The sequence below is a fragment of the Pseudomonas sp. SYWMCR5 genome (assembly GCF_057197165.1).
This window is the reverse complement of sequence record NZ_JBXUNH010000011.1, coordinates 60,590-81,967: the sequence shown is the minus strand read 5'-3', so window position 1 is coordinate 81,967 and position 21,378 is coordinate 60,590. Positions and strand designations below refer to the sequence as shown.

Genomic DNA, 21,378 nt, shown 5'->3' with positions numbered 1-21,378 from the left:
GATCGGCGGGCTGCTCATACTGGATGAAGAGGTGGGGGATGAAAAGCGTCGGAACATGGCTGTTGGCGACGTCGCTTTTGGCGATGACAGAGGTCTGCGCCGATGAGCGTGATGTGCGGATGTTCGCCCATTGGGCGGGCGATCACGAGACCCGCGCGTTTCGCCAGATGCTGGTGGATGCGCGGTTGTACGGGGTGGTGCCGATCCACCAGTTGCTGCGCTCGGCGTCGGACTGGCGTCTGTGCCGCGCCTCGCCGTTCGCCGTGGCGCCCACCGCGCAATGGCCGGCGGTGCGCTCGACCCTGGCCCTGATCCGCACCCTCGATGAGCAGGGCATCCTGCGCCGGTTCGAGGTGGTGTCCGCCTACCGCGACCCCAAGCTCAACGCCTGTGCCGGGGGCGCGGTGGGCAGCGCCCATACCCGCGCCTTCGCTGTCGACCTGTTGCTGCCTGACTGGGCCGATCCCAATCCGCTGTGCGTCTTCTGGCAGCAGCACGGACAGGCCTGGAACATGGGGCTGGGGCGCTACCCTTCAGGCCGTATCCATCTCGATACCGCGGGCTACCGCACCTGGGGTGGCGACGGCAGCGCAGGTTCGTCGTTCTGTGCCAGGCCCAGCTGATCGAGACTGCCCTGGCACTGGCACAAGACCCATTCGGCGAAGCGCTGGCGCTTGCTGTCATCGTCCAGGGGCTGGGGGCTGAGCAGATGATAGGCCGAGCCGTCGCGCACAAATCCGTAGGGCGCCTGCAACTGGCCGCTGTGTAGTTCATCGCCAACCATCAGGGCCGAGGCGATGGCCATGCCCAGCCCGGCACTGGCGGCCTGGATTGACAGATAGAAATGCTCGTAGTCGCTGCGTTCCGTATGGGTGACGCTGTTGCCGCTCAGGCTCAGCCAGGTGTTCCAGGCTGTGGTGCGGGTGTGGCTGTGCAGCAGACGCTGGCCATCGAGCGTTGTGGGCGCGCCCGAGCGGACGACCGGGCCGATCCATTCCGCGCAGATCTTCAGGCTGTGCAGTTGGCGATCCCAGCGGAAGTCGTCACGGCGTAATGCCAGGTCGATACCGCCGCGGGTGAAGTCGACCGGGCCGCCCGCGGCCACCAGGTGCAATTGCAGATCCGGGTGGCGGGCATGGAAGTCCGGCAGGCGCGGGATCAGCCAGCGCATGGCGAGGGTGGGCTCGCACGACAGCACCAGGACGTTGTCCTGGGCGTGTTCCTGAAGGCGCTGCACCGTGCTGGCGAGCTGTTCGAAGATCGTTTGCGTGGTGTCGAACAGGGTGCGACCGGCGGCGGTGAGAAAGACTGCGCGGTTGCGGCGTTCGAACAGTTCGATCCCCAGGCCCTCTTCGAGCAGGCGGACCTGGCGGCTGACTGCGCCATGGGTGACGTGCAGTTGCTCGGCGGCGCGCACGAAGCTTTCGCTGCGAGCGGCACTGTCGAAGTAGCGCAGGGCGGTGAGGTGGGGGAGTTTCATGGGGGAGTCCGCTGTCTGTTCCGGGCTGCCGCTGGAGTGGCTGGCGTGAAGAAGCCATGTCCGTCAAAGAATAGGTGATGAAAACTAGCAGATAAAGCCGCGATAAAATCGATTTTTACTCGTGCCAGCGCCTTCGATAATCGTCCCTCCTGTGTACTGACGTCACCTATCGAGGCCTCCTGCATGACCGAACTGATCGCCGTTGCCCTGTTCACCCTCCTGGCTGTCATCAGCCCCGGCGCCGACTTCGCCATGGTCACTCGCAGCAGTTATGCACAAGGGCGTCGGGCCGGATTGGCGGCAGCGCTGGGGATCGCCCTGGGGGTTCAGGTGCATGTGTTGTACACACTGTTCGGCATCGCGGTGCTCATCAGTCGCAGCCCGACGCTGTTCGTGCTGATGAAAACCCTGGGGGCGGGGTATCTGGTCTACCTGGGGTACAAGTCGCTGACCAATACTCAGCGCATCCGGCTCGACAGCCAGAAGCCGGCGAATGCGAGGGGCGCATTCGCGGCCCTGCGCACGGGCTTTCTCACTAACGCACTGAACCCCAAGACCATGCTGTTCGTGATCAGCGCCTACACGCAGGTGGTAAAGCCGGGCAGCGAACTGGCGATAAACCTGGGCTATGGTGCCTTCATGTCGTTGGCCCATTGGGCGTGGTTCAGCCTGGTGGCGGTGTTTTTCTCCAGCACCGGGCTGCGCAAGGCGATGATCGAACGACAGATCGTGGTGGATCGGGTGATCGGCGTGGCATTGATTGGCCTGGGCGTGGCCGTCGCCATGGCTGGAATACGCTGAAGGGGATTCTCGAGGGCAAAGAAAAAGGGCTTACCTTGCGGTAAGCCCTTTTCGTATTTGGTGGCTACACAGGGACTTGAACCCCGGACCCCAGCATTATGAATGCTATGCTCTAACCAACTGAGCTATGTAGCCAATGGCGCGCATTATTCTCTTGTGATGACCCTCTGTCAACACTCATTTCAAAAAAAATCTGCACGCTTTCAAAAACTTAGCCGGAAGGCCCGCTTCAGCGGACGATCAGCCACTGCCCGAGCAGGTTGTTGACCCGCAGTTGTTGGGCGGCGGCGAGCCTGTCGAGGGTTTCGCCTGCGCGGTCGAGGTTGAAATCACCGCTGATGCGCCGATAAGCGGTTTGCTCGTCCATCAGCCACACCCGCTGCCCTTGGTAGCTGGCTAGCCGCTCCAGCACTTGCTGCAACGGCATGTCCCGGGCGACCAGTTGCCCGCTGCGCCAGGCATCGGCAGTCTTGATGTCGGCCTTTTCCACCGCATCGATACGCACCGGGTTGAACCTGACCCGCTCGCCCGCCGACACCATGCGCTGGTCGCCGCCCTGGCTGACCATGGCCTTGCCGCTGAGTACCACCAGTTCGTCGTAGTCGCTGTTGCGGGCGATCATGAGGCGGGTGCCGAACACCTGGATCCGCGCGGCGTCCACCTGCACCTCCAGCGCACGCCCATCGAGCATCACTTCAAGGTACACCTGGCCCTGCAGCAGTTGCAGTTGCCGGGTGCGGCTGCGCAGGTCAACGTTCATGGCGCTGGCGCTGTCCAGATGCAGGGTCGAACCGTCCGCCAGGCGCAGGCTGCGGCGCTCGCCTGCAGCGGTGTGCAGCTCGCTGCCCAGGCGCTGCATCAATGGCCAGTAGAGGTAGGCCAGCGCGGCCAGCAGCAACAGGAACAACGCCCCCAGTGCCTTGCCCCAGTGACTGCGACGTACCGCCACCTCCCGCGGTCGCAGCCGCGCAGGCGGGCTCTGCAGTTGCTGCCAGCGGCTTTCCAGCGCCGCAAAAGCGCGGGCATTGTCCGGATCCTGGCACCATAGCGCGAAGGCCTTGCGCTGCCGCTCGTCACCGCCCGGCTGGCGCAGGCGCGCGAACCATTCCAGTGCTTCGCGTTGGGGGTCGTGATCGAACTGCACGGCGGGCATCGGGTTCATGGGATCGGTCTGCTCGCGAGAAGGGCGGTGTGCCCTGTGTTTGCGGAGGGAATGAGCTGAGGATGCTAAATATAGTGAGAACCATTTGCAAGTGAGTGGGCGATGGGTGGTCTTGTGGTTTAAGCGTTTTTGCGCTTTTTTCAGGCATGTCTTTCAAGGTGTTCGCATGTGATTGCGTGAGGGCTGAGAGGTGCTTGCCGAAAGTTTTTTAGTGCCTATGAGACCGAGCGCCGCGCGGGCGGCGCTCTCACAGGAACTAAAAAGCTTTCGGCGAGCGCACAGAAAAAACAAATTAAGGGTGGCTTCGTATCGGGATGTTTCTAATAATCGGATCCCAACCTGAGCACGGATGTCGAGCCCATGGCCATCAGCAGTACCTCGTCCAGCCCCACGACCAGCAGTGCAACGCCGACTTCCGGCAGCAGCCCGCTGGTGATGCGGATCATCACCTTCTGCGCACTTGCGCACCTGATCAACGACCTGATCCAGTCGGTGTTGCCGGCGATCTATCCGATGCTCAAGGCCAACTACGACCTGAGCTTCGCCCAGATTGGCCTGATCACCCTGACCTTCCAGGTGACCGCCTCGCTGCTGCAGCCATGGGTCGGCTTCTATACCGACAAGCGGCCGACGCCGAACCTGCTGCCGCTGGGCACGCTGTGTACCTTGGTGGGTATCGTCATGCTGGCGTTCGTCGGCAGTTTCCCGATGATCCTGCTGGCCTCGGCGTTGGTGGGGATCGGCTCGTCGACCTTCCACCCGGAAACCTCGCGCATCGCCCGCCTGGCCTCCGGCGGACGCTTCGGCCTGGCCCAGTCGACGTTCCAGGTAGGGGGCAACGCCGGCTCGGCCTTCGGCCCGCTGCTGGCGGCGGCGATCGTCATCCCGTTCGGCCAGACCCACGTCGCCTGGTTCGGCCTGGCGGCGTTGTTCTTCTTCGGTGTGACCTTGCTGCTGCGCCGCTGGTACAAGGATCACCTGAACCAGTTCAAGGCGCGCAAGGCCGGTGCCGCCACCCATGGCCTGTCGCGCCAGCGCGTGCTCGCCGCGTTGATCGTGCTGGGGCTGCTGGTGTTCTCCAAGTACTTCTACATGGCCAGCTTCACCAGCTACTTCACGTTCTACCTGATCGAGAAGTTCGACCTGTCGGTGGCCAGCTCGCAACTGCACCTGTTCCTGTTCCTCGGCGCGGTGGCGGCGGGCACTTTCTTCGGAGGGCCGATCGGTGACCGTATAGGGCGCAAGGCGGTGATCTGGTTCTCGATCCTGGGCGTGGCACCGTTCACCCTGGCGCTGCCCTACGCCGACCTGTTCTGGACCACGGTGCTGAGCCTGGTGATCGGCTTCATCCTCGCCTCGGCGTTCTCGGCGATCGTGGTGTACGCCCAGGAGCTGGTGCCGGGGAACGTCGGCATGATCGCGGGCATCTTCTTCGGGTTGATGTTCGGCTTCGGCGGGATCGGTGCCGCGCTGCTCGGTTATCTGGCCGACCTGCGCGGGATCGAGTACGTGTACGGGCTGTGCTCGTTCCTGCCGTTGTTCGGGTTGCTGGCGGTGTTCCTGCCGTCTACCGGCAAGCGTTGAGCCCCCGGCACCTGCTGCGCCCCTTTCGCGGGTTCGCCCGCGAAAGGGGCTCTCCAGTTGACTGAACGATCAGCCCTGGCCTAGAGTGCCGCCTCCTTCATTTTGCCCTGCGATTCCAGCAATGCGCCGCCCACACCCCCTCAGCCACATATGCCTGCCTGTCGCCCCGACAGCGCGTCGCGCGTGGCCGAGCGACACGGTGCTCAAGCGCCGGCGCAGCGTCCTGTTCGCCTTCACCTTCTCGCCACACACCGCGCACTGAACTGATCAGCGCCCCTGTCTGCTGCGCCGCCTCGGCGTGGCCGCGGGCGCCTGCGTTTGCACGTCTTTTTCAGTGGAGTGGTACATGAACATGCGTTTGCTGGCGGGCCTTCTGTTCGCCGTGTCGGTGGTGGGCTTCAGCCTGGGGGCCAGCCTGCCGCTGGTGTCGTTGCGTCTGCACGAGGCGGGGGCGGGCACCCTGGAAATCGGCATCGTCTCGGCCATTCCGGCCGCAGGCATGATGCTCTCGGCGTTCATGGTCGATGCCTGCTGCCGGCACCTCACCCGGCGCACCATCTACCTGCTGTGCTTCAGCCTCTGCGCCCTGAGCATCGGCCTGCTGGAGTGGTCGTTCGCCTCGATCTGGTTGCTGGCGCTGCTGCGCCTGGCGCTGGGGATCGGCATGGGCATCGCGATCATCCTGGGTGAGTCGTGGGTCAACGAACTGTGCCCGGAGCACAACCGCGGCAAGATCATGGCCCTGTACGCCACCAGTTTCACCGGCTTCCAGGTGCTGGGTCCGGCGATGCTGGCGCTGGTCGGTGCCAACAGCCCCTGGGTGACGGGTGTGGTCACCGCCTGCTATGGCCTGGCGTTGCTGTGCATCCTGCTCACGGTGCCGAACGATCATGTCGAGCATGGCGAGGAAGACGACAAGAGCTTCACCCTGGGCGGCTTCTTCCGTGTTGCCCCGGCCCTGTGCGTGGCGGTGCTGTTCTTCTCATTCTTCGACGCCGTGGTGCTGTCGTTGTTGCCGGTGTATGCCACCAGCCATGGCTTTGCCATAGGCGTGGCTGCGCTGATGGTGACGGTGGTGTTCGCTGGCGACATGCTGTTCCAGTTGCCGCTGGGCTGGCTGGCGGACCGGGTGGAGCGCACCGGGCTGCACCTGGCGTGCGGGCTGGTGGCGATGGCGATCGGTATCGCCTTGCCGTGGCTGTTGCAGGTGACCTGGCTGCTGTGGCCGTTGCTGGTGGTGCTCGGGGCCGTGGCAGGGGGGATCTATACCTTGGCGCTGGTGCTGATCGGGCAGCGCTTCAAGGGCAAGGACCTGGTGACGGCCAACGCCAGCGTCGGCTTGCTGTGGGGTGTAGGTAGCCTGGTCGGGCCGCTGGTCAGCGGCGCGGCAATGGACGTCGCACCGCACGGCTTGCCCATGGCGCTGGCGGTGATGGCAGGGTTGTTCGTGTGCTTTGCACGGCAGGCCTGGCGGCGGGCCGGGCGGGTTTCTGTGGAAGCCAGCCCGGGCCAGTGAGGCTTCTTGGCGGGCAAGTCGGGACGGCGAACCGCCGCGAACAGGCCCATTCAGGTCGAGGCGATCAGAAGCTCCCGCGCAAGGTCACCGACACATTGCGCGGATCGCCCCAGTAGTAGCCGGTCGGTGTCGGTGCCACCTGGCGGTAGTACTGCTTGTCGAAGATGTTGTTGGCGTTGACCTGCAACGAGTAGTGGTCGTTGAAACGGTAGTTGACCATCGCGTTGTACACCGCATACCCCGACTGCGTGGCGACCGCAGTGCCGCTGCGGTTGTAGATGTCGCTCTGGGCCTGCACGCCACCACCAATGGTCCAGGCGTCCAGCTCACCCGGCAGGCGGTAGCTGGTGAACAGCCGCAGCATGCGCTTGGGGTCGGTGGTGCGGATCGCATTGCCGGTGTTGCTGGTGGTGTCCTTCAGGTACTCGGTGGTGTTGTAGGTGTAGCCACCGGTCACGTTCCAGCCCGGCAGCACTTCGCCGGAAATCTCCAGTTCGAAGCCCTGGCTGCGGTTCTTGCCTGCCGCAACCTTGCAGTAGCCACTGGTGTAGTTGGGTGGGCAGGGATTTGGCCCGCTGATATCGTCCAGCGGGTTGCCGACCTGATAGATGCGGAAGAACGCCAGCGAGGTATTCAGCCGTCCGTCATAGAACTCGCCCTTGATGCCAGTCTCGTAGGCCTCGCCGGTGACCGGCGCGAGCACCGAGCCAGTGGCGTCGGTGGCGGTCTGCGGGTTGAAGATCTCGGTATAGCTGGCGTAGGTGCTGAAGTTGTCGTTGAGGTCATAGATCAGCGCCGCGTAGGGCACCACTTCGTTGTCGACACTGAACTTGCCGTTGGAGCGGGTGTTGTTTTCCTGCTCATAGTCGTACCAGTTGGTGCGCGCGCCGATGATCGCGGTGAGCGGATCGGCCAGGGAAATGCGCCAGGTGGCGTAGGCGCCTTCCTGGGTGGTGCGGGTGCGCACCGGGTGGGCGAGGATGTTGATAGGCGGGTTGGCCAGGCTGGTCTTGGGGTCCCAGTTGCGGATGTCGAACACCCCCGACTGAACGTTGTTGGTGGCCGAGGCGTAGGAATCGTTGCGGATGCGCTCGACGCCCAGCATCAGCTCGTGGGTGCGGCCCAGCAGGTCGAACGGGCCATTGAGGGTCGCGCTCAGGTTGTTCTGCAGGCTCTCGCCGCCATCGCCTTCGGTGACCTGGTAGCTCATCAGGTACGGGTTGTTGGTGGGGTTGGCGGCGCCGGTGGCGCGGGTGAAGTAGGTCTGCTTGAAACCATCGTCGGCCAACTCGAAGTGGGTGCGCTGGGCCATCAGCTTGAGCTTCCAGTCGTTGTCGAAACGATGTTCGAGCTCGGCGAAGGTTTGCAGGTTGCTGCGGTTCCAGCGGTTCCAGTCGGCACCCAGGTAGGTGCTGCGGCCAAACGGCAGCGGCGAGCCGTCGTAGTTGGCGGGCAGGTTGCCCCAGGCGCCGGTGGCGTCGAGCTTGGTCCATTCAAGGCCGGTGGTCAGGGTGGTGCTGTCGTTCAGGTCGAAGGCCAGTACGCCGTACAGTACGTCCTTGCGTTCCTGGCGCGACTCCTGGAAGTGGTCCTTGTCGTCGTGCACGGCGATGATCCGCCCACGCACGTTGCCGGTTTCGGTCAATGGCCCGGAGATGTCGGCGACATAGCGCTGGGCGTTCCAGGTGCCCAGGGTAATGCTGCCGCTGCCCTGGTATTCGTAGGTCGGGCGCTTGCGCACCAGGTTCACCGTGCCCGAAGGGTTGCCCGCCCCGCGCAGCATGCCGGTGGCCCCGCGCAGGATCTCGGCGCGGTCGATGATCGCCGAGTCGCTCTGGATGAACGAGCCGCCGCCGCTGCTCTGCACCACGGTGGCGCCGTCGTACTGGATGGCGTCGATCGAGTAGCCGCGCGAGTAATACTGCACGCGCTCGCTGTCGGTCAGGTTGACCACCACGCCCGGGGTCTGCTCGAGCAGGTTGGTGAGGTTGGTGATGTTCTGGTCGTCGATGCGCTGGCGGGTGACCACGGTCACCGACTGCGGGGTGCGGCGGATGCTTTGCGGAGTCTTGCCGATGGTCACCGCGCCGGTGGTGTAGGAGCCGGTGTTTTCGGTGGTCTCGCCCAGGCGGTCGCTGGAAATGCTGGTGGCACCAAGCTCGAGTGCATCACCGACGTCCAGCGCCGGGATCAGCATGAAGCTCTTGTCGCTCTGTTGCTGAACTTGCACGTTGCTGCCCTGCAGCAGGATCGACAGGGCCTGGGCGCTGTCGTAGCTGCCTTGCACGCCACGGGTGGTCTTGCCCTGGAGGCTGTTCGCGTCGAACGACAGGTTCAGGCCGCCCTGGCGGGCCATCTGGTCCAGCGCTGGGGCCAACGGGCCGGCCGGGATGTTCCAGGCGAGCTGCTGGTTTTGGCCTGCCGTGGCGGCGAAAGCTTGGGCCGAGAGCGTGGCGCTGGCAAGGCCCAGGCCGAAGGCAGCGGCGTGGATGGCATTGCGCAGCCTGTCGTTGCGGGGGGAACACGGGCGAATCATGAAGCGCTCCTGAAGGTTGGGGGAGACCACTTTTCGGGCTTTGTTCCTTCAGGCCGGACGAGAATGAGATTCCACCTCATTTATTTTCGTCGATGCATGTTGACTGGCCAAACGTCCCAGGGTCAGGCCAGGTCGATGCTCACCCAGTAGCGCGTGCGGTAGTCGATGCGCACCGGCAGGGTTCGTGCGATCAACAGCAGGATCTGATCGATGTCTGCCAGTTGATAAGTCCCCGAGACCTTCAGCCCGGCGACTTCCGGTGCGCATCTGAGCAGCCCCGGCCGATACCGCGAAAGCTCGGCCACGAACTCGCCCAGTGGCATCTGCTGCACACTGAGCACGCCATCGGTCCAGCCCCACGGGTCGCCATGCAGGGTCGCCACCTCGGTTAGCCCCGAGGCACTTACCTGCAGCACCTCGCCGGTCTTCACCCACCGTGGGCGAGCGGAGGAGGGGAACAGCAGCACCTCGCCACGGCGAACCGCCAACAGCAGGCCGTCGTCGTTCTCGCGCAGCAGCAACTGGCCGTTGCGGGTGTCCATGTCGGCGATGGCGGTGTCGATGTGGAAGGTGCGGTTGTCGCTGGCGTTGCTGTCAAGGCTGACCTCGCCGCGAATCAGTGTCAGCAGGCGCTGGTCGGCGCTGTAGCGCAGGTCGATGGCGCTGGCGGTGTTGAGCTGGATGCGGCTGCCGTCGCTGCCTTGCAGGTCGCGGCGCTCGCCGGTGGCGGTGCGGCTGTCGGCCATCAGCGCGGGCAGGCCCAGGGGCTCGCGCGCGGTCCAGAGAGCCCCCCCGGCAACCGCGAATCCGACCAGCAGCTTGAGGTTGTCTCGCCGGCTCATGCGTTGCCGCTGGCTGCCCTCGAGGGTGCGTCGGCTCAGGTCGGGGGGCAGGCCGGCCAGTTCGTTGCCCAGGCTGTTGACCCGCTGCCAGGCCAGGGCGTTGTGCGGATGGCTGTGCAGCCAGTGCTGGAATTGCTGCTGGTGGTGCGCCGATGGATCGTCGAAGCGCAGTTTCACCAGCCAGTCGATCGCCTCGTCGACCTGGGCCTGGGCCGGGATGCGCTCAGGCGTCGGCATAGCGCAACCGATAGCAGGTGCCCAGCGCCCGGGCCAGGTCGCGCTCGACCGTGGCCCGGGACACCTCCAGGCGCATGGCGATCTGCGGGATGCTCAGGCCATCGAGCTGGGCCAGCAGGAACGCCTGGCGCACCCGGGGTTTGAGCAGGTGCAGGGCGCGGTCGAGGCGTTCGAGGGTGTCGAGGATCACCAGGCGATGCTCCTCGCTGGGCGCTTCGCTTTCGGGCAGGCAGGCCAGGCTTTCCTGATAGGCGCGTTCCAGCGCGCGGCGCCGGAACTGATCGATCATCAGGCCGCGGGCGATACTGCTGAGGTAGGCGCGGGGCTCTTTCAGCGGCGAAACCTGACGCGCGCGCAGCAGGCGCACGAAGGTGTCCTGGGCGAGGTCCGCGGCATGCTCCCGACAGCCGACCCGGGCCCGCAACCAGCCGCGTAGCCAGGCATGGTGGGTCTGGTAGAGCAGATCGATTTCGGCAGGCTTGAGCATGTCGTTCATCTGCATCGTGGCTGCGGCCCTGGTTGCGAGGAAAGAGTGGGGGAGTGAGTGTGAATAGTTCTCAATTCTATGCGGGGCAATGCTGTTGGAGCAATGGCATACCAGGAATTTGTCGCGCAAGATTCGGCGATCTGGCGATGAATGGTTGGTCTAACATGGGTCTTTCAGTTCATTCCACGGGTAACGTGCCATGATCCATGCCGATCTCTCGCCGCACGCCTATCAGCAGGCGATCGACTTCCTCAGCGGGCTGGACCCGGACTGGGCCCGGCATATCGCCGCGGTCGGGCCGTGCCTGCACCGCGCTACGCCTGGGCGTGAGCCGTTCGAGGCGCTGGTGCGGGCGGTGGCGTACCAGCAACTGCATGCCCGGGCGGCCGAGGCGATACTCGGGCGCTTGCTGGCGTTGTATCCGCAGGTGGCGTTTCCTGCGCCGGAGCAGTTGCTCGCCACCGACCCCGAGCTGTTGCGCGGTTGTGGCTTCTCGGCGAGCAAGCTGGCGAGCATCCTGCACATCGCCCAGGCCCGTCTCGACGGGGCCGTGCCCGGGCGCGAGGAAGCGCTGGCGATGAAGGATGAGGCGCTGATCGAGCGGCTGGTGGCCTTGCGTGGCGTGGGGCGCTGGACCGTGGAGATGTTGCTGATCTACAGCCTGGAGCGTTCGGACATCCTGCCGGTGGATGACTTCGGGGTACGCGAGGGATACCGTCGCCTGAAGGGGTTGGAGAGGGCACCGACACCGGCGCAGATGCGCTCGCTGGGTGGGGTGTGGAGCCCATATCGGACGGTGGCGGCCTGGTATCTCTGGCGGGCTTGAGGTGGGGGCCTTTTCGCGGGCAAGCCCGCTCCTGCATGGGCGCGCTGTCTCTTGTAGGAGCGGGCTTGCCCGCGAAAAGGTCAGCACAAAATAGCCCCGCAAGAACCGGAGAGCCCGCTCCAAGAGAACCTGGCACCCTGACAGCCAATCACCCCAGAGGCCCCGCCCATGCCAGCCACCCCCTACAACACCGATGCCGCCCGCTGGCAGGCCGTCCAGGCCCGCGATCCACAAGCGGCCGGTCACTTCGTCTATGCCGTGCGCACCACGGGCATCTATTGCCAGCCCGGCTGCAAGTCGCGGATGGCCAAGCGCGAAAATGTCGAGTTCTTCGATGATGGCGCCGCCGCTGAAGCCGCCGGCTACCGCCCTTGCAAACGCTGCACGGCAACCCTCGTCGACCCTGGCGCCAAGCGTACCGCGCTGGTCGCGCGTGCCTGCCGGCTGATCGAATCCCACGACAGCGCTCCTCAACTTGAGCAGCTTGGCGCCGAACTGGGTGTCAGCCCCTTCCACCTGCACCGCTTGTTCAAGGCCGAAACTGGCCTCACGCCCAAGGCCTATGCGTCGGCCTTCCGTGCCCGGCGCTTGCGTGAAGGGCTGGAGCAGGCAGGCAGCGTCACCGATGCGATCTACGACGCGGGCTACAACTCCAACAGCCGCTTCTATGCCAGCGCGGGCCAGCGCCTGGGCATGCAGCCGCGTGAGTACCGGGCTGGCGGTGTGGGCGCGACCATCCGCTTTGCCCTTGGCCAGTGCTTTCTCGGGGCGATCCTGGTGGCGCAAAGCGAGCGCGGCATCTGCGCCATCCTGCTTGGCGATGACCCGCAAACGCTGCTCGAACAACTGCAGGACCAGTTCCCCAAGGCCCATTTCATCGGGGGTGACCCCGATTTCGAGCGCTTGGTTGCCGAGGTGGTGGGTTTTGTCGAGCAACCGTCGCTGGGGCTGCAACTGCCCCTCGATGTACAGGGCACCGCGTTCCAGGAGCGCGTCTGGCAGGCACTGCGCGAGGTGCCGGCGGGCGGCCGGGTCAGCTACAGCGATATCGCCGAGCGCATCGGCGCCCCCAAGGCGGTGCGTGCCGTCGCCCTGGCCTGCGCGGCCAACCGCATTGCCGTGGCGATCCCCTGCCACCGAGTGGTGCGGCGTGATGGGGATATCAGTGGTTATCGCTGGGGTGTGGAACGCAAGCGTCTGTTACTGGCGCGAGAAACGGTCATCACCTGATCGCCGCGGCAGCGTAGAATCCTCCGCCTGTCGAGTTGTATAGAGGGTATTTCGATGAGGCGTGTAAGCCTTGAGCGTTTTTACGTGGGGATTTTGGCCTTGTTGCTGTGGGTGGCCACGCCCGCCTGGTCGGCACCGGCCACCCCGGTATCGAGCCTGGCCGCTGCCGAACAGCAGGTGCTGGACGAAGATGCCAGCCTGGATCAGCTGAGCGACCGGCTCGACCAGATCCGCCAGGGCGTGACCAGCAATGCCAATGACGACCTGCTCTCGCAACTGCGTCAGTCGGCGCTGCAGGTGCAGCGCCAGGCCGATGCCCTGGCCACGCAGCGTACGGCGGATGTCGCCCGGCTGGATGATCAGCTCAATGTGCTGGGGCCGGTGCAGCCCGAGGAGGCCGAGAGCCTGACGCGCCAGCGCCAGCAACTGGGCAAGCAGAAAAAGACCCTGGTGGCCGAGCAGACCGAAGCTACCCAGCTCACCCAGTCGGCGCGTGACCTGTCTACGCAGATCGTCAACCTGCGCCGCAGCCTGTTCAACTCGCAGATCACCAGCCGCGCCGCCAGCCCGCTGAGCCCGGCGTTCTGGTCGAGCCTGATCCGTCCTACCGATGAAGACGTGGCGCGCCTGCGCGACCTGCGCGGTGAGGCGGCAGATGCTGTGGCCAGTGCCCTCAGCGCCGAGCACCGCTGGTTGTTCATCAGCGCGCTGGTGGCTGCCGTGCTGGTCTGGACCTTGGTGCGCAAGGTGCTCGAGCGCCTGCTGGCCGACGCGATGATCCGCTGGCTGCCCGAAGGCCGCTTGCGCCGCAGTGCCCTGGCCCTGGGCGTGGCGTTGGCCACCCTGGCGACCATCGCCGGTTCCGTGTCGTTGCTGCGCTGGGGCCTGGAAAGCAGTGCCGAGGTAGGGCCGGACCTTGCCAGCCTGACCAATCATGTTCTCACCCTGGTGGTGTTCAGCGCCTTCATCTCGGGCCTGGGCCGCGCCATGCTGATGCTGCAGCGCCCGTCTTGGCGCCTGCCGCCGATCCCCGACGAAGTGGCCAGCGCCCTGGGCTGGTTCCCGCAGGCCCTGGCCCTGGCGTTGGTGCTGCTGCTGACCCAGGAGCGGATCAACAGTGTCATCGGCACCAGCCTGGCACTGACCCTGGCCACCAACGGCCTGACCGCGCTGGTGGTATCGCTGCTGTTCGTCGCCGTACTGGTACGCTATCGCCGCACTCGTCGCCAGCACGGGTTGGAGCGCCCGGCGGGCCTGGCGGGGCTGATCCCCTTCGTGGTGGTGGTGTGGGTCATCGCGATCCTGCTGGCGCTGCTCACCGGCTACCTCACCCTGGCCTACTTCCTGACCGCCAAGCTGCTGTGGATCAGTGTCGTGGCGGTGTGCGCCTACCTGCTGGTGACCGTGTTCGGCGACCTCTGCGAAACCTTGCTGTCGCCGCGTCAGCCTGCTGGCCTGGCGCTGGCCTCGGCGCTGGGCCTGCAGCAGCGTCACCAGGCCCAGGCCAGCACGGTACTGGCCGGTATCGGTCGCACCGTACTGCTGTTCATCGCTGCGCTGCTGGCGTTCATGCCTTCGGGCACCAGCCCCGGCGAGCTGCTGCTGAGCCTGGCCGACTGGGATGGTAGCGGTGGCAAGGTCCTCGGCAACCTGAACATCGTGCCCCAGGATATCTTCCTGGCGCTGGCGATCTTCCTCGGTGGGCTGTTCGCCATTCGTGTGGTCAAGCGCTGGCTGAGCGAGCGTCTGTTGCCGGAAACCGACATGGACGCTGGCATGCGTGCCTCTTTGGTGACGCTGGTTGGCTACCTGGGCTTCCTGTTCCTGGCCATGCTGGTGATGTCGACCCTGCACATCAACCTGACCAGCCTGACCTGGGTGGTCAGTGCGCTGTCGGTGGGTATCGGTTTCGGTCTGCAGCAGATCGTGCAGAACTTCATCTCCGGCCTGATCCTGCTCACCGAGCGTCCGGTGAAGGTGGGTGACTGGGTCAGCCTGGCGGGGGTGGAGGGTGACATCCGGCGCATCAACGTGCGCGCTACCGAGATCCAGATGTCCGATCGCTCGACGGTGATCGTGCCCAACTCGCAGTTCATCTCGCAGAACGTGCGCAACGTGACCATGGCCAATGCGCTGGGTGTGGTCGGTGTGACCTTGACCCTGCCACTGGAGACCGATGCCAACCACGTGCGCGAGCTGCTGCTGCAGGCTTACCGCGACCACGAGGCGATCCTCGATGCTCCGGCGCCGTCGGTCACCTTCAAGGATTTGACCGCCAGCGGCATGGTGCTCAGCGCCAGTGGCTACGTGGCCGGGCCGCGGCAGGTGTCGGGCGCACGCAGTGACCTGCTGTTCGCCATTCTCGGGCGCCTGCGCGAGGAAGGTATCGCGCTGTCGTCGCCGCAGAGCATGGTGTTGCTGCAGGAAGGGACACGGGCGGCAGACGAATCGGTGTGACACAAATGGGGCCGCTTTGCGGCCCATCGCGGGACCAGCCCGCTCCCACAGATTTAGTGGGATATCCGTCCACCCTCTGGGCATGCCCCGATCAGTGTGGGAGCGGACTGGTCCCGCGATGGGCTGCAAGGCAGCCCCAACTGCATTACCGAGACCTCAGCCTACGCACCGCGTCACGTGCTTCACCGACAGATACCCCGACAACCCCCAAGGCCCAAGCTCGCGCCCGATGCCGCTGCCCTTGGTGCCGCCCCACGAGGTTTCGACGAACACCGCCTGCACCGAGTTGATCCATACATGCCCGACCTCCAGCGCATCGGCCACGCGCTCGGCGCGTTCGAGGTCCGCCGAGCAGACCGTGGCCACCAGGCCGAAGCGGCTGTCGTTGGCCTGGGCAATTGCTTGCTCTTCCGTGGTGAACCGGCGTGCGCACAGCACCGGGCCGAAGATCTCTTCGCTCCACAAGCGGCTGGTCTCGGGCACATCGACGTACAGTGTCGGACTGACGAACCAACCTTCGGCATCCAGCGCCTTGCCACCGGCCAGGCACTTCAACCCTTCTTCACGCGCCCTGGCGAAATAGCTGGCAACCTTGAGCCATTGCGCCTGGCTGGTCAGCGGGCCCATCTCGACGTCTTCGACCAGTGGATTGCCCACGCGCAATTTCTCCAGCGCCGCCTGCAGGCGTGGCAGCAGCGTGTCGGCGATACCGTCCTGCACCAGCAGGCGTGAGGTGGCCGAGCACATCTGCCCGGCGTTCCAGGTAATGCCGGCGACAATCCACTCTACCGCCTGGTCCGGATCGCAGTCGTCGAAGACCACGATCGCCGACTTGCCGCCCAACTCCAATGTCACTGGGCGGCACTGCGTGGCGGCGCTGCGCATGACCTGGCTGCCGACGGCATTGCTGCCGGTGAACGACAGCTTGTCCAGACCGTTGTGGCCGCTCAGCGCCGCGCCGGTCTCGGCCTTGCCGTTGACGATGTTCAGCACCCCGGCAGGCAGCCCCAACTGCTCGGCGATCTGGCCGTAGGCCTGTTCGATCAGCGGGGTGACCTCCGAGGGCTTGAGCACCACGGTGCAGCCGGCGGCCAGGGCCGGGGCGAGCTTCCAGGCACTGGTCACCAGCGGGAAGTTCCACGGCACGATCAGGCCGACCACGCCGACGGCTTCCAGGCGGGTGCGTGCGGTAAAGCCTGGGGCGGCCAGGGGCACGTCGCAGTTTTTCTGCGGCAGTTGTTCAGCGAGCTCGGCGTAGTAGGCGAAGGTTGCCACCGCGTCGTCCAGATCGATCTCGGCCTCGTGCCGTGGCTTGCCGTTGTTGCGCATCTGCAGCGCGATCAGTTCCTCGCGGCGGGCACCGAGCTGTTCGGCAAATCCGCGCAGCAGGGCCGCGCGCTCAGCGGCGGGGCGGCTCTTCCAGGTGGGCAGCGCACGGCGTGCGGCTTGCACCGCCTCGTCCACCTGGGCGCTGCTGGCCGATTTCAGCTCGGCGAACGGGATGCCCAGAGAGGGATCGCAGACGCTGATGCTGTCGTTGCCTTGGCCTTCGACCCAGCGGCCGTCGATGTAGTGGGGGGTGGTCATGGTCGGATTCCAGTCAGGCCATTTCGGCAGTGGTCACGGGGGTCACGGGAGCGTCTTTGCAGCGTACCCAGCGCGGGCCGCGCGGGCCGTAGACACCGGCAGGTTCGGGGAACAGGTTGAGCAGGATCAGGTACAGCACGCCGGCGATGCCGAGGGTGACCGGCAGGCTCAGGTCGATGCCGCCAGCCAGGTCACCAAACGGGCCGACGAACTGTCCCGGCAGGTTGACGAAGCACAGGCCCACGGCGGCGCTGGGGATCCAGGCACCCATGCCGCGCCAGTTCCAGCCGTGCAGGAACCAGTAGTGGCCGCCACGCTGGCCGCGGGTGAACACCTGCAGGTCGTCGGCGTGGTAGAAGCCACGGCGGGTGATCAGGCCGAGGATCATGATCACCATCCACGGGCTGGTGCAGGTGATGATCAGCACGGCGAAGGTCGATACGCTCTGCACCAGGTTGAAAGCGAAGCGGCCGATGAAGATGAAGGCGATCGCCAGCACACCGATCAGCAGGGTGGCGGCCGCGCGGCTGAGCAGGCGCGGGAACACGCTGGACATGTCCAGCCCGGTGCCGTACAGCGCGGTGGTGCCGGTGGACATGCCGCCGATCACGGCAATCAGGCATACCGGCAGGAAGAACCAGGTCGGCGAAATCGCCAGCAGGCCGCCGACATAGTTGTTGGCGGCGATATAGTCCGGCGCCTGGCTGGCCACCAGGGTAGCGGTGCACAGACCGAACAGGAACGGGATCAGGGTCGCGGCCTGGGCCAGGATCACCGCCAGCATGATGCGCGATTTCGGGGTCTGGCGCGGGATGTAGCGTGACCAGTCACCGAGGAACGCGCCGAAGGACACCGGGTTGCTCATGGCGAGGATCGCGGCGCCAACGAAGGCGGCCCAGAAGCCCGGCTGGCCGAGGTTGACGCTGCCGGCGAAGCTTGCGTCGAACGGTCCGGCGAAGGCGGCGACGCCGAGCAGGAACAGCAGGCTTGAAGCCCATACCGCAACCTTGTTGACCCACAACATGAAGCGGAAACCAAAGATGCATACCACCAGCACCAGCACTGCGAACAGGCCATAGGCCAGACCCAGGGTGAGGTCGGTTTCGGGCAGCCCGACCAGGCGCTTGGCGCCGCCGATCAGGGCATCGCCCGAGCTCCACACCGACAACGAAAAGAACGCCACGGCGGTCAGCAGCGACAGGAACGAGCCGACGATCCGTCCGTGTACGCCAAAATGCGCACCGGACGAGACGGCGTTGTTGGTGCCGTTGAGTGCGCCGAACAGCCCCATGGGGGCAAGGATCAGCGAACCGACCCCGACGCCGAGCAGGATCGCCCACAGCCCCGCCTGGAAGGACAGCCCGAACAGTACCGGGAAGCTGCCGAGCACGGCGGTGGCGAAAGTGTTGGCGCCGCCGAAGATCAGGCGGAAAAGGTCAAGGGGAGTGGCGTCGCGTTGATCGTCGGGGATCTGTTCGACGCCATTGGTCTCGATACCGGTCGAGTGGCTCATGGTGGTGCTCCAGCGCGTGTGTTGTTGGCCTGAGGCAGGCCTTGTTGTGAGTGCGATGGCAGTGCGGCAAGGCCGTTAGGCGCAGGAGGCGACCGACAAGTGTTCATGGCACGCCAGCCAGCGCTCGCCTTGCAGGCGGAACACGATGGTCTCGCGCTCGTTCAGCGCTTGTTCCTGCTCGGCAATGCGAATGCGTGTGGCCACGTCGTGCATGAAGATCGCCAGATCGCCCTGCAGGCTCACGTGGGCATTGCTCGAGGTGCAGCCGAGCACGGCAAAGCCGTCGGCTTTCCACTGGGCCCAAAGGTCTTCATAGGCGCGGCGAGACAGCAGCGGTTGGGGCAGCGTATGGAACAGGAACGTGGCGTCTTCGCTGAAACAGGCGAAATAGCGGGCGGTATCGTTACTGGCAAAGGCGTCGACGAGGTCGGCGGCAGCTTGCCGTACCTGGAGGGTCTGGTCCACGGGAGTGGCCTCACGGTTATTGTGATTGTGGTGAGGCGATTCTGGAGAGGCGTGTCAGGGGGAAAAATCGCCAGGGGCAAATAATCAGTTCAGAAAATCATGAACTGATTATTTGCCCCTGCCGGGAGGCCATTAACCGGCGTTGAGTTCGCTACGGTAGTTTTCCAGGTACACCTGACGCTCGTGGCTGGCGGCATTGCGGTCGGCTGCGATCATGTCCAGCTTGCCCGCCGCCTGGGTAAGATAGGCCGGCAGTTCGTCGTTGGTGATGTACTTTCCGGACAGCGTGTTGAGCTTGCTCCAGCCGTCCTTGAACGTCAGGGCGAAATGATCGGAGACAATGCCGACGGCGATCCACTGCCCGGTCTGACTGATGAAGAATGCGTCGGTGGACTCACACAATTGCGAGAAGAGGTAGTCGCGGCTCGAGTCGATGTCTTCGGCATCTTCGAACTCTTCGATCTGCTCTTGGGCATCCTGGCGAATGATCTCCATGAAGTCGCAGAACGAGCGGAAGAAGAACGCAATTTCCACGACGATTTCGCGGGTGCGCTTGAGGGCGCTCACGCTCAGGTTCAGTGACCTGATGGCAAGCTCGATGATCTCCTGCTCGCTGCCTTTGCCTGCCATCAGCACAGAGACTTCCGCCAGTTCGGCTGCCTGTTCGCGCCGGGCGGTTTCGTACTTGTCGGCATTATCGAGCATATGCAGCTGCATCTGGCGCAGGTTGTCGGCTTGTTCCCGGCTGGCATCGCTGATCTCACCGGCTGCCGAGGCCAGCGTCTGGAGCGCGGAATCCAGTGTTCCAAGGTGCTCCTTGGCCAGGTTGTACTTGACCTTGGCCTTGGCCAGAAGCTCTTGGGCTTCGGTGATCCGGTTCTCCAGCGCCTTGAGCTTGCCGGTGTCGCTCTCCTGGCCTTTCTGCTTCTGATAACCGGAGATCGACGTCTGCAGTTTCTCCACATCCTCCTGTATCAGGGCCAGTTCCGCGCGCTGCTCGGAGCGTTCTTTCTTCAGGCGAATGAGATCGCCAGTGGTGTCGCTGTTGGCGCCTTTACCGACGCTGGTAGCGACTGAGGCGGCGGCGATCAGCGACGAGCCGCCGCCGCTGGCGGCCATGGCCACCAGTGGCATGGCGGCCGATACCACCTGCGCCGCACCACGCAGCATGCCTGACCAGAAGGCGCGCTCCTCGGAAGACTTGGCTTGGGCTGCATAGTCGCGGGCAAGCGCCTCGTAGCGCTGGACCTGTTGTTGCATGTCGGCTACCAGCGATTCCAGTGCCTTGCTGCGAGCCTTGTGCTGAAGAATTTCCTGACGAATTTTTTCGTTGGCCTCAAGTGTCAAGCTCAAGGCCATTTCGCTGCTGGCGGTCACTTCGTTGGTGTCATTGATGATGCAATCGTAGCGGTCGACGATGGTTTGCAGGTTCGCGTTGACCTCCATGGCCGATTTTTTGATCTCGTTGGCCATCTCCATCAGTTCTTTGCCGACGAAGCGCTTGATCTGCGTGATGTCGCCGCTTGTCTGGGCGGCGGTCCAGCCGGTCAGGCCGCGGTTGAGCCTTCGGGTGAGACGGCTGGCGGCATTGCTGGCGGCCTTGATCTGGCGTTCACTCTCCTGCTGCGCTTTGATCAGGCTGTTCATGATGCTGCTGATCTTGACGCGGATGTCGCCGTTGCGTTGGGGCGTGGTGTTGTAGGCGATGTAGAGCAGGTCGATGGCGTGGTCCGTATCGATCCTGGCGCGCGACGAGTCGTAGGAGCCCTCGATCCTGTTCACGTAGTGAGTCACGAGCGGGCTGTGGACGGTTGGCAGGCTCAACGGTTGGGATGCGCCATGAGTTGTCAGTTCCTTACGGATGTTTTTCTCGATCAGGGCTCTGCGGCTGATGAATGGGGTAGATTCAGACACGGTGGACCTCTTCTGTGGATTGGGAGAACTATCTAGCGGGGGTTTGGAAATCGGGGGATGGCTGTCGGCCGAATCCCGAGGGGGCTGTCGCCGCGCAGTCGTCTATCCATGTCATCGAATAGAAGGCAATGTTGCTGAGCTGTGACCAGAGCGTTTTGAGCAGCGCATGGGTGTCGTCGAGTGCCGACTGCAGCAGAGGGTGCAGAGGCACGACCTCCTCGGCGTAGCACTGAGGGCTGTGCTGGGGGGATTCACAGTCATGGCGTGCGGCGGTGAATGCGTCCAGTTGCTGGAGTACGGCGCTCTGTTGCAGGCGTGTGCTGCTGAGTGCCGGTTTCATCACCGTCAGGTTGCGCTCGTCGAACTGGGTCGAACGGATGGCGCTCTGATTGGTCCAGATTTCGTTTTCAAGCGCTTGCAGACGTATGCGGTGCTCTGGGCGCCACGGCAGTTTTTCGTAGTCCTGGAGCTCCTGGTCCAACTGCTGGCGCAGGCGGGCTATACGACGTTCGATTTCGGGAATCTGCCGCAGCCTTTCACCCATGGTGGGCTCCAGGCGATGGATGCTGTCGATGAGCAGCCGCTCCAGACTCTCCAGATGCGGCACGCACTGCGCGGCACGGCGTTCCAGTTGCAGAGTCTCGGTCTGCGGATCGGCTGGCTGTGCGCTGATGAGCCCTGTGTATAGCAAGGCCACCGCCAGACCTGGCAATTGCATGGACGCGTTGATAAGTGGCATGG

Annotated in this window: 17 protein-coding genes and 1 tRNA gene; 7 read left to right on the top strand and 11 right to left on the bottom strand. The window is 64.6% G+C overall.

The genetic code is table 11. The features are described 5' to 3' along the window. Positions 1-38: 38 nt before the first annotated feature. Positions 39-623, top strand: a complete 585-nt coding sequence (locus AC2CGW_RS23390; RefSeq protein WP_484574680.1) for a D-Ala-D-Ala carboxypeptidase family metallohydrolase — start codon at positions 39-41, stop codon at positions 621-623. Here AC2CGW_RS23390 and AC2CGW_RS23385 read toward each other — a convergent pair. Further along, positions 563-1,480, bottom strand: coding sequence for a LysR substrate-binding domain-containing protein (locus AC2CGW_RS23385; protein ID WP_288374191.1), 918 nt, complete (start codon positions 1,478-1,480; stop codon positions 563-565). The genes AC2CGW_RS23390 and AC2CGW_RS23385 overlap by 61 nt on opposite strands. Before the next feature lie 183 nt (positions 1,481-1,663). Here AC2CGW_RS23385 and AC2CGW_RS23380 point away from each other — a divergent pair, with 183 nt between their 5' ends. Then, on the top strand, positions 1,664-2,281 hold the full coding sequence (locus AC2CGW_RS23380; protein WP_411383787.1) for a LysE family translocator: 618 nt from the start codon (positions 1,664-1,666) through the stop codon (positions 2,279-2,281). 58 nt (positions 2,282-2,339) lie between these two features. Here the strand turns inward: AC2CGW_RS23380 and AC2CGW_RS23375 are convergent. Both AC2CGW_RS23375 and AC2CGW_RS23370 read right to left on the bottom strand, forming a co-directional pair. Continuing rightward, positions 2,340-2,416: transfer RNA gene (locus AC2CGW_RS23375), tRNA-Met, on the bottom strand. 94 nt (positions 2,417-2,510) lie between these two features. After that, positions 2,511-3,443 (bottom strand): FecR family protein, encoded by a 933-nt coding sequence (locus tag AC2CGW_RS23370; RefSeq protein WP_186667625.1) that lies wholly within the window; start codon positions 3,441-3,443, stop codon positions 2,511-2,513. A gap of 360 nt (positions 3,444-3,803) precedes the next feature. On the opposite strand from AC2CGW_RS23370, the gene AC2CGW_RS23365 reads away from it, so the two are divergent. Together AC2CGW_RS23365 and AC2CGW_RS23360 are read left to right on the top strand one after the other, a co-directional pair. Further along, positions 3,804-5,027, top strand: a complete 1,224-nt coding sequence (locus AC2CGW_RS23365) for an MFS transporter (protein ID WP_186667626.1) — start codon at positions 3,804-3,806, stop codon at positions 5,025-5,027. Between the two features lie 346 nt (positions 5,028-5,373). Then, positions 5,374-6,543, top strand: a complete 1,170-nt coding sequence (locus AC2CGW_RS23360) for an MFS transporter (protein ID WP_186667627.1) — start codon at positions 5,374-5,376, stop codon at positions 6,541-6,543. Positions 6,544-6,607: 64 nt separating this feature from the next. Here the strand turns inward: AC2CGW_RS23360 and AC2CGW_RS23355 are convergent, their stop codons facing one another. The 3 genes from AC2CGW_RS23355 to AC2CGW_RS23345 all read right to left on the bottom strand — a co-directional run bounded on the left by AC2CGW_RS23355 (position 6,608) and on the right by AC2CGW_RS23345 (position 10,660). Beyond that, positions 6,608-9,079 carry a TonB-dependent siderophore receptor gene (locus AC2CGW_RS23355; protein WP_484574679.1) on the bottom strand — a complete coding sequence of 824 codons (2,472 nt, stop codon included), beginning with the start codon at positions 9,077-9,079 and terminating at the stop codon, positions 6,608-6,610. Between the two features lie 122 nt (positions 9,080-9,201). Next, the gene (locus AC2CGW_RS23350) at positions 9,202-10,158 is read right to left on the bottom strand and encodes a FecR domain-containing protein (RefSeq protein ID WP_186667629.1); all 957 of its coding nucleotides are present in this window, start codon (positions 10,156-10,158) and stop codon (positions 9,202-9,204) included. Beyond that, positions 10,145-10,660: a sigma-70 family RNA polymerase sigma factor gene (locus AC2CGW_RS23345; RefSeq protein WP_186667630.1), complete on the bottom strand. Its 516-nt coding sequence runs from the start codon at positions 10,658-10,660 to the stop codon at positions 10,145-10,147. The genes AC2CGW_RS23350 and AC2CGW_RS23345 overlap by 14 nt, the downstream gene beginning before the upstream one ends. Before the next feature lie 184 nt (positions 10,661-10,844). Here AC2CGW_RS23345 and AC2CGW_RS23340 point away from each other — a divergent pair, with 184 nt between their 5' ends. From AC2CGW_RS23340 to AC2CGW_RS23330, 3 genes are all read left to right on the top strand, one after another. Continuing rightward, positions 10,845-11,471: a DNA-3-methyladenine glycosylase family protein gene (locus tag AC2CGW_RS23340; protein WP_411383791.1), complete on the top strand. Its 627-nt coding sequence runs from the start codon at positions 10,845-10,847 to the stop codon at positions 11,469-11,471. Positions 11,472-11,639: 168 nt separating this feature from the next. Continuing rightward, entirely contained in the window at positions 11,640-12,701 is a 1,062-nt protein-coding gene (ada, locus tag AC2CGW_RS23335; RefSeq protein WP_186711627.1) for a bifunctional DNA-binding transcriptional regulator/O6-methylguanine-DNA methyltransferase Ada, read from the top strand. 54 nt (positions 12,702-12,755) lie between these two features. Beyond that, positions 12,756-15,158, top strand: a complete 2,403-nt coding sequence (locus AC2CGW_RS23330) for a DUF3772 domain-containing protein (RefSeq protein ID WP_484574678.1) — start codon at positions 12,756-12,758, stop codon at positions 15,156-15,158. 156 nt (positions 15,159-15,314) lie between these two features. Here the strand turns inward: AC2CGW_RS23330 and AC2CGW_RS23325 are convergent, their stop codons facing one another. From AC2CGW_RS23325 to AC2CGW_RS23305, 5 genes are all read right to left on the bottom strand, one after another. After that, on the bottom strand, positions 15,315-16,745 hold the full coding sequence (locus AC2CGW_RS23325) for an aldehyde dehydrogenase family protein (RefSeq protein ID WP_484574677.1): 1,431 nt from the start codon (positions 16,743-16,745) through the stop codon (positions 15,315-15,317). 13 nt (positions 16,746-16,758) lie between these two features. Next, positions 16,759-18,258 carry a purine-cytosine permease family protein gene (locus tag AC2CGW_RS23320; RefSeq protein ID WP_186721988.1) on the bottom strand — a complete coding sequence of 500 codons (1,500 nt, stop codon included), beginning with the start codon at positions 18,256-18,258 and terminating at the stop codon, positions 16,759-16,761. A 75-nt stretch (positions 18,259-18,333) separates the two neighbouring features. Next, positions 18,334-18,723, bottom strand: coding sequence for a YybH family protein (locus AC2CGW_RS23315; protein ID WP_186711635.1), 390 nt, complete (start codon positions 18,721-18,723; stop codon positions 18,334-18,336). Between the two features lie 132 nt (positions 18,724-18,855). Beyond that, positions 18,856-20,505, bottom strand: a complete 1,650-nt coding sequence (locus tag AC2CGW_RS23310; protein ID WP_186711636.1) for an AAA family ATPase — start codon at positions 20,503-20,505, stop codon at positions 18,856-18,858. A 160-nt stretch (positions 20,506-20,665) separates the two neighbouring features. Further along, complete coding sequence (locus AC2CGW_RS23305; RefSeq protein ID WP_186711637.1) at positions 20,666-21,376, bottom strand: hypothetical protein; 711 nt, start codon at positions 21,374-21,376, stop codon at positions 20,666-20,668. Between the last annotated feature and the right edge of the window lie 2 nt (positions 21,377-21,378).

Excerpts from the sequence above, each read along its gene's own strand:
- AC2CGW_RS23390 (WP_484574680.1), top strand. The coding sequence starts at position 39 with ATGAAAAGCGTCGGAACATGGCTGTTGGCGACGTCGCTTTTGGCGATG.
- AC2CGW_RS23305 (WP_186711637.1), bottom strand. The coding sequence starts at position 21,376 with ATGCCACTTATCAACGCGTCCATGCAATTGCCAGGTCTGGCGGTGGCC.
- AC2CGW_RS23380 (WP_411383787.1), top strand. The coding sequence starts at position 1,664 with ATGACCGAACTGATCGCCGTTGCCCTGTTCACCCTCCTGGCTGTCATC.
- AC2CGW_RS23370 (WP_186667625.1), bottom strand. The coding sequence starts at position 3,443 with ATGAACCCGATGCCCGCCGTGCAGTTCGATCACGACCCCCAACGCGAA.
- AC2CGW_RS23365 (WP_186667626.1), top strand. The coding sequence starts at position 3,804 with ATGGCCATCAGCAGTACCTCGTCCAGCCCCACGACCAGCAGTGCAACG.
- AC2CGW_RS23330 (WP_484574678.1), top strand. The coding sequence starts at position 12,756 with ATGAGGCGTGTAAGCCTTGAGCGTTTTTACGTGGGGATTTTGGCCTTG.
- AC2CGW_RS23350 (WP_186667629.1), bottom strand. The coding sequence starts at position 10,158 with ATGCCGACGCCTGAGCGCATCCCGGCCCAGGCCCAGGTCGACGAGGCG.
- AC2CGW_RS23320 (WP_186721988.1), bottom strand. The coding sequence starts at position 18,258 with ATGAGCCACTCGACCGGTATCGAGACCAATGGCGTCGAACAGATCCCC.
- AC2CGW_RS23325 (WP_484574677.1), bottom strand. The coding sequence starts at position 16,745 with ATGACCACCCCCCACTACATCGACGGCCGCTGGGTCGAAGGCCAAGGC.
- AC2CGW_RS23385 (WP_288374191.1), bottom strand. The coding sequence starts at position 1,480 with ATGAAACTCCCCCACCTCACCGCCCTGCGCTACTTCGACAGTGCCGCT.
- AC2CGW_RS23360 (WP_186667627.1), top strand. The coding sequence starts at position 5,374 with ATGAACATGCGTTTGCTGGCGGGCCTTCTGTTCGCCGTGTCGGTGGTG.
- AC2CGW_RS23355 (WP_484574679.1), bottom strand. The coding sequence starts at position 9,079 with ATGATTCGCCCGTGTTCCCCCCGCAACGACAGGCTGCGCAATGCCATC.
- AC2CGW_RS23340 (WP_411383791.1), top strand. The coding sequence starts at position 10,845 with ATGATCCATGCCGATCTCTCGCCGCACGCCTATCAGCAGGCGATCGAC.
- ada (WP_186711627.1), top strand. The coding sequence starts at position 11,640 with ATGCCAGCCACCCCCTACAACACCGATGCCGCCCGCTGGCAGGCCGTC.
- AC2CGW_RS23345 (WP_186667630.1), bottom strand. The coding sequence starts at position 10,660 with ATGCAGATGAACGACATGCTCAAGCCTGCCGAAATCGATCTGCTCTAC.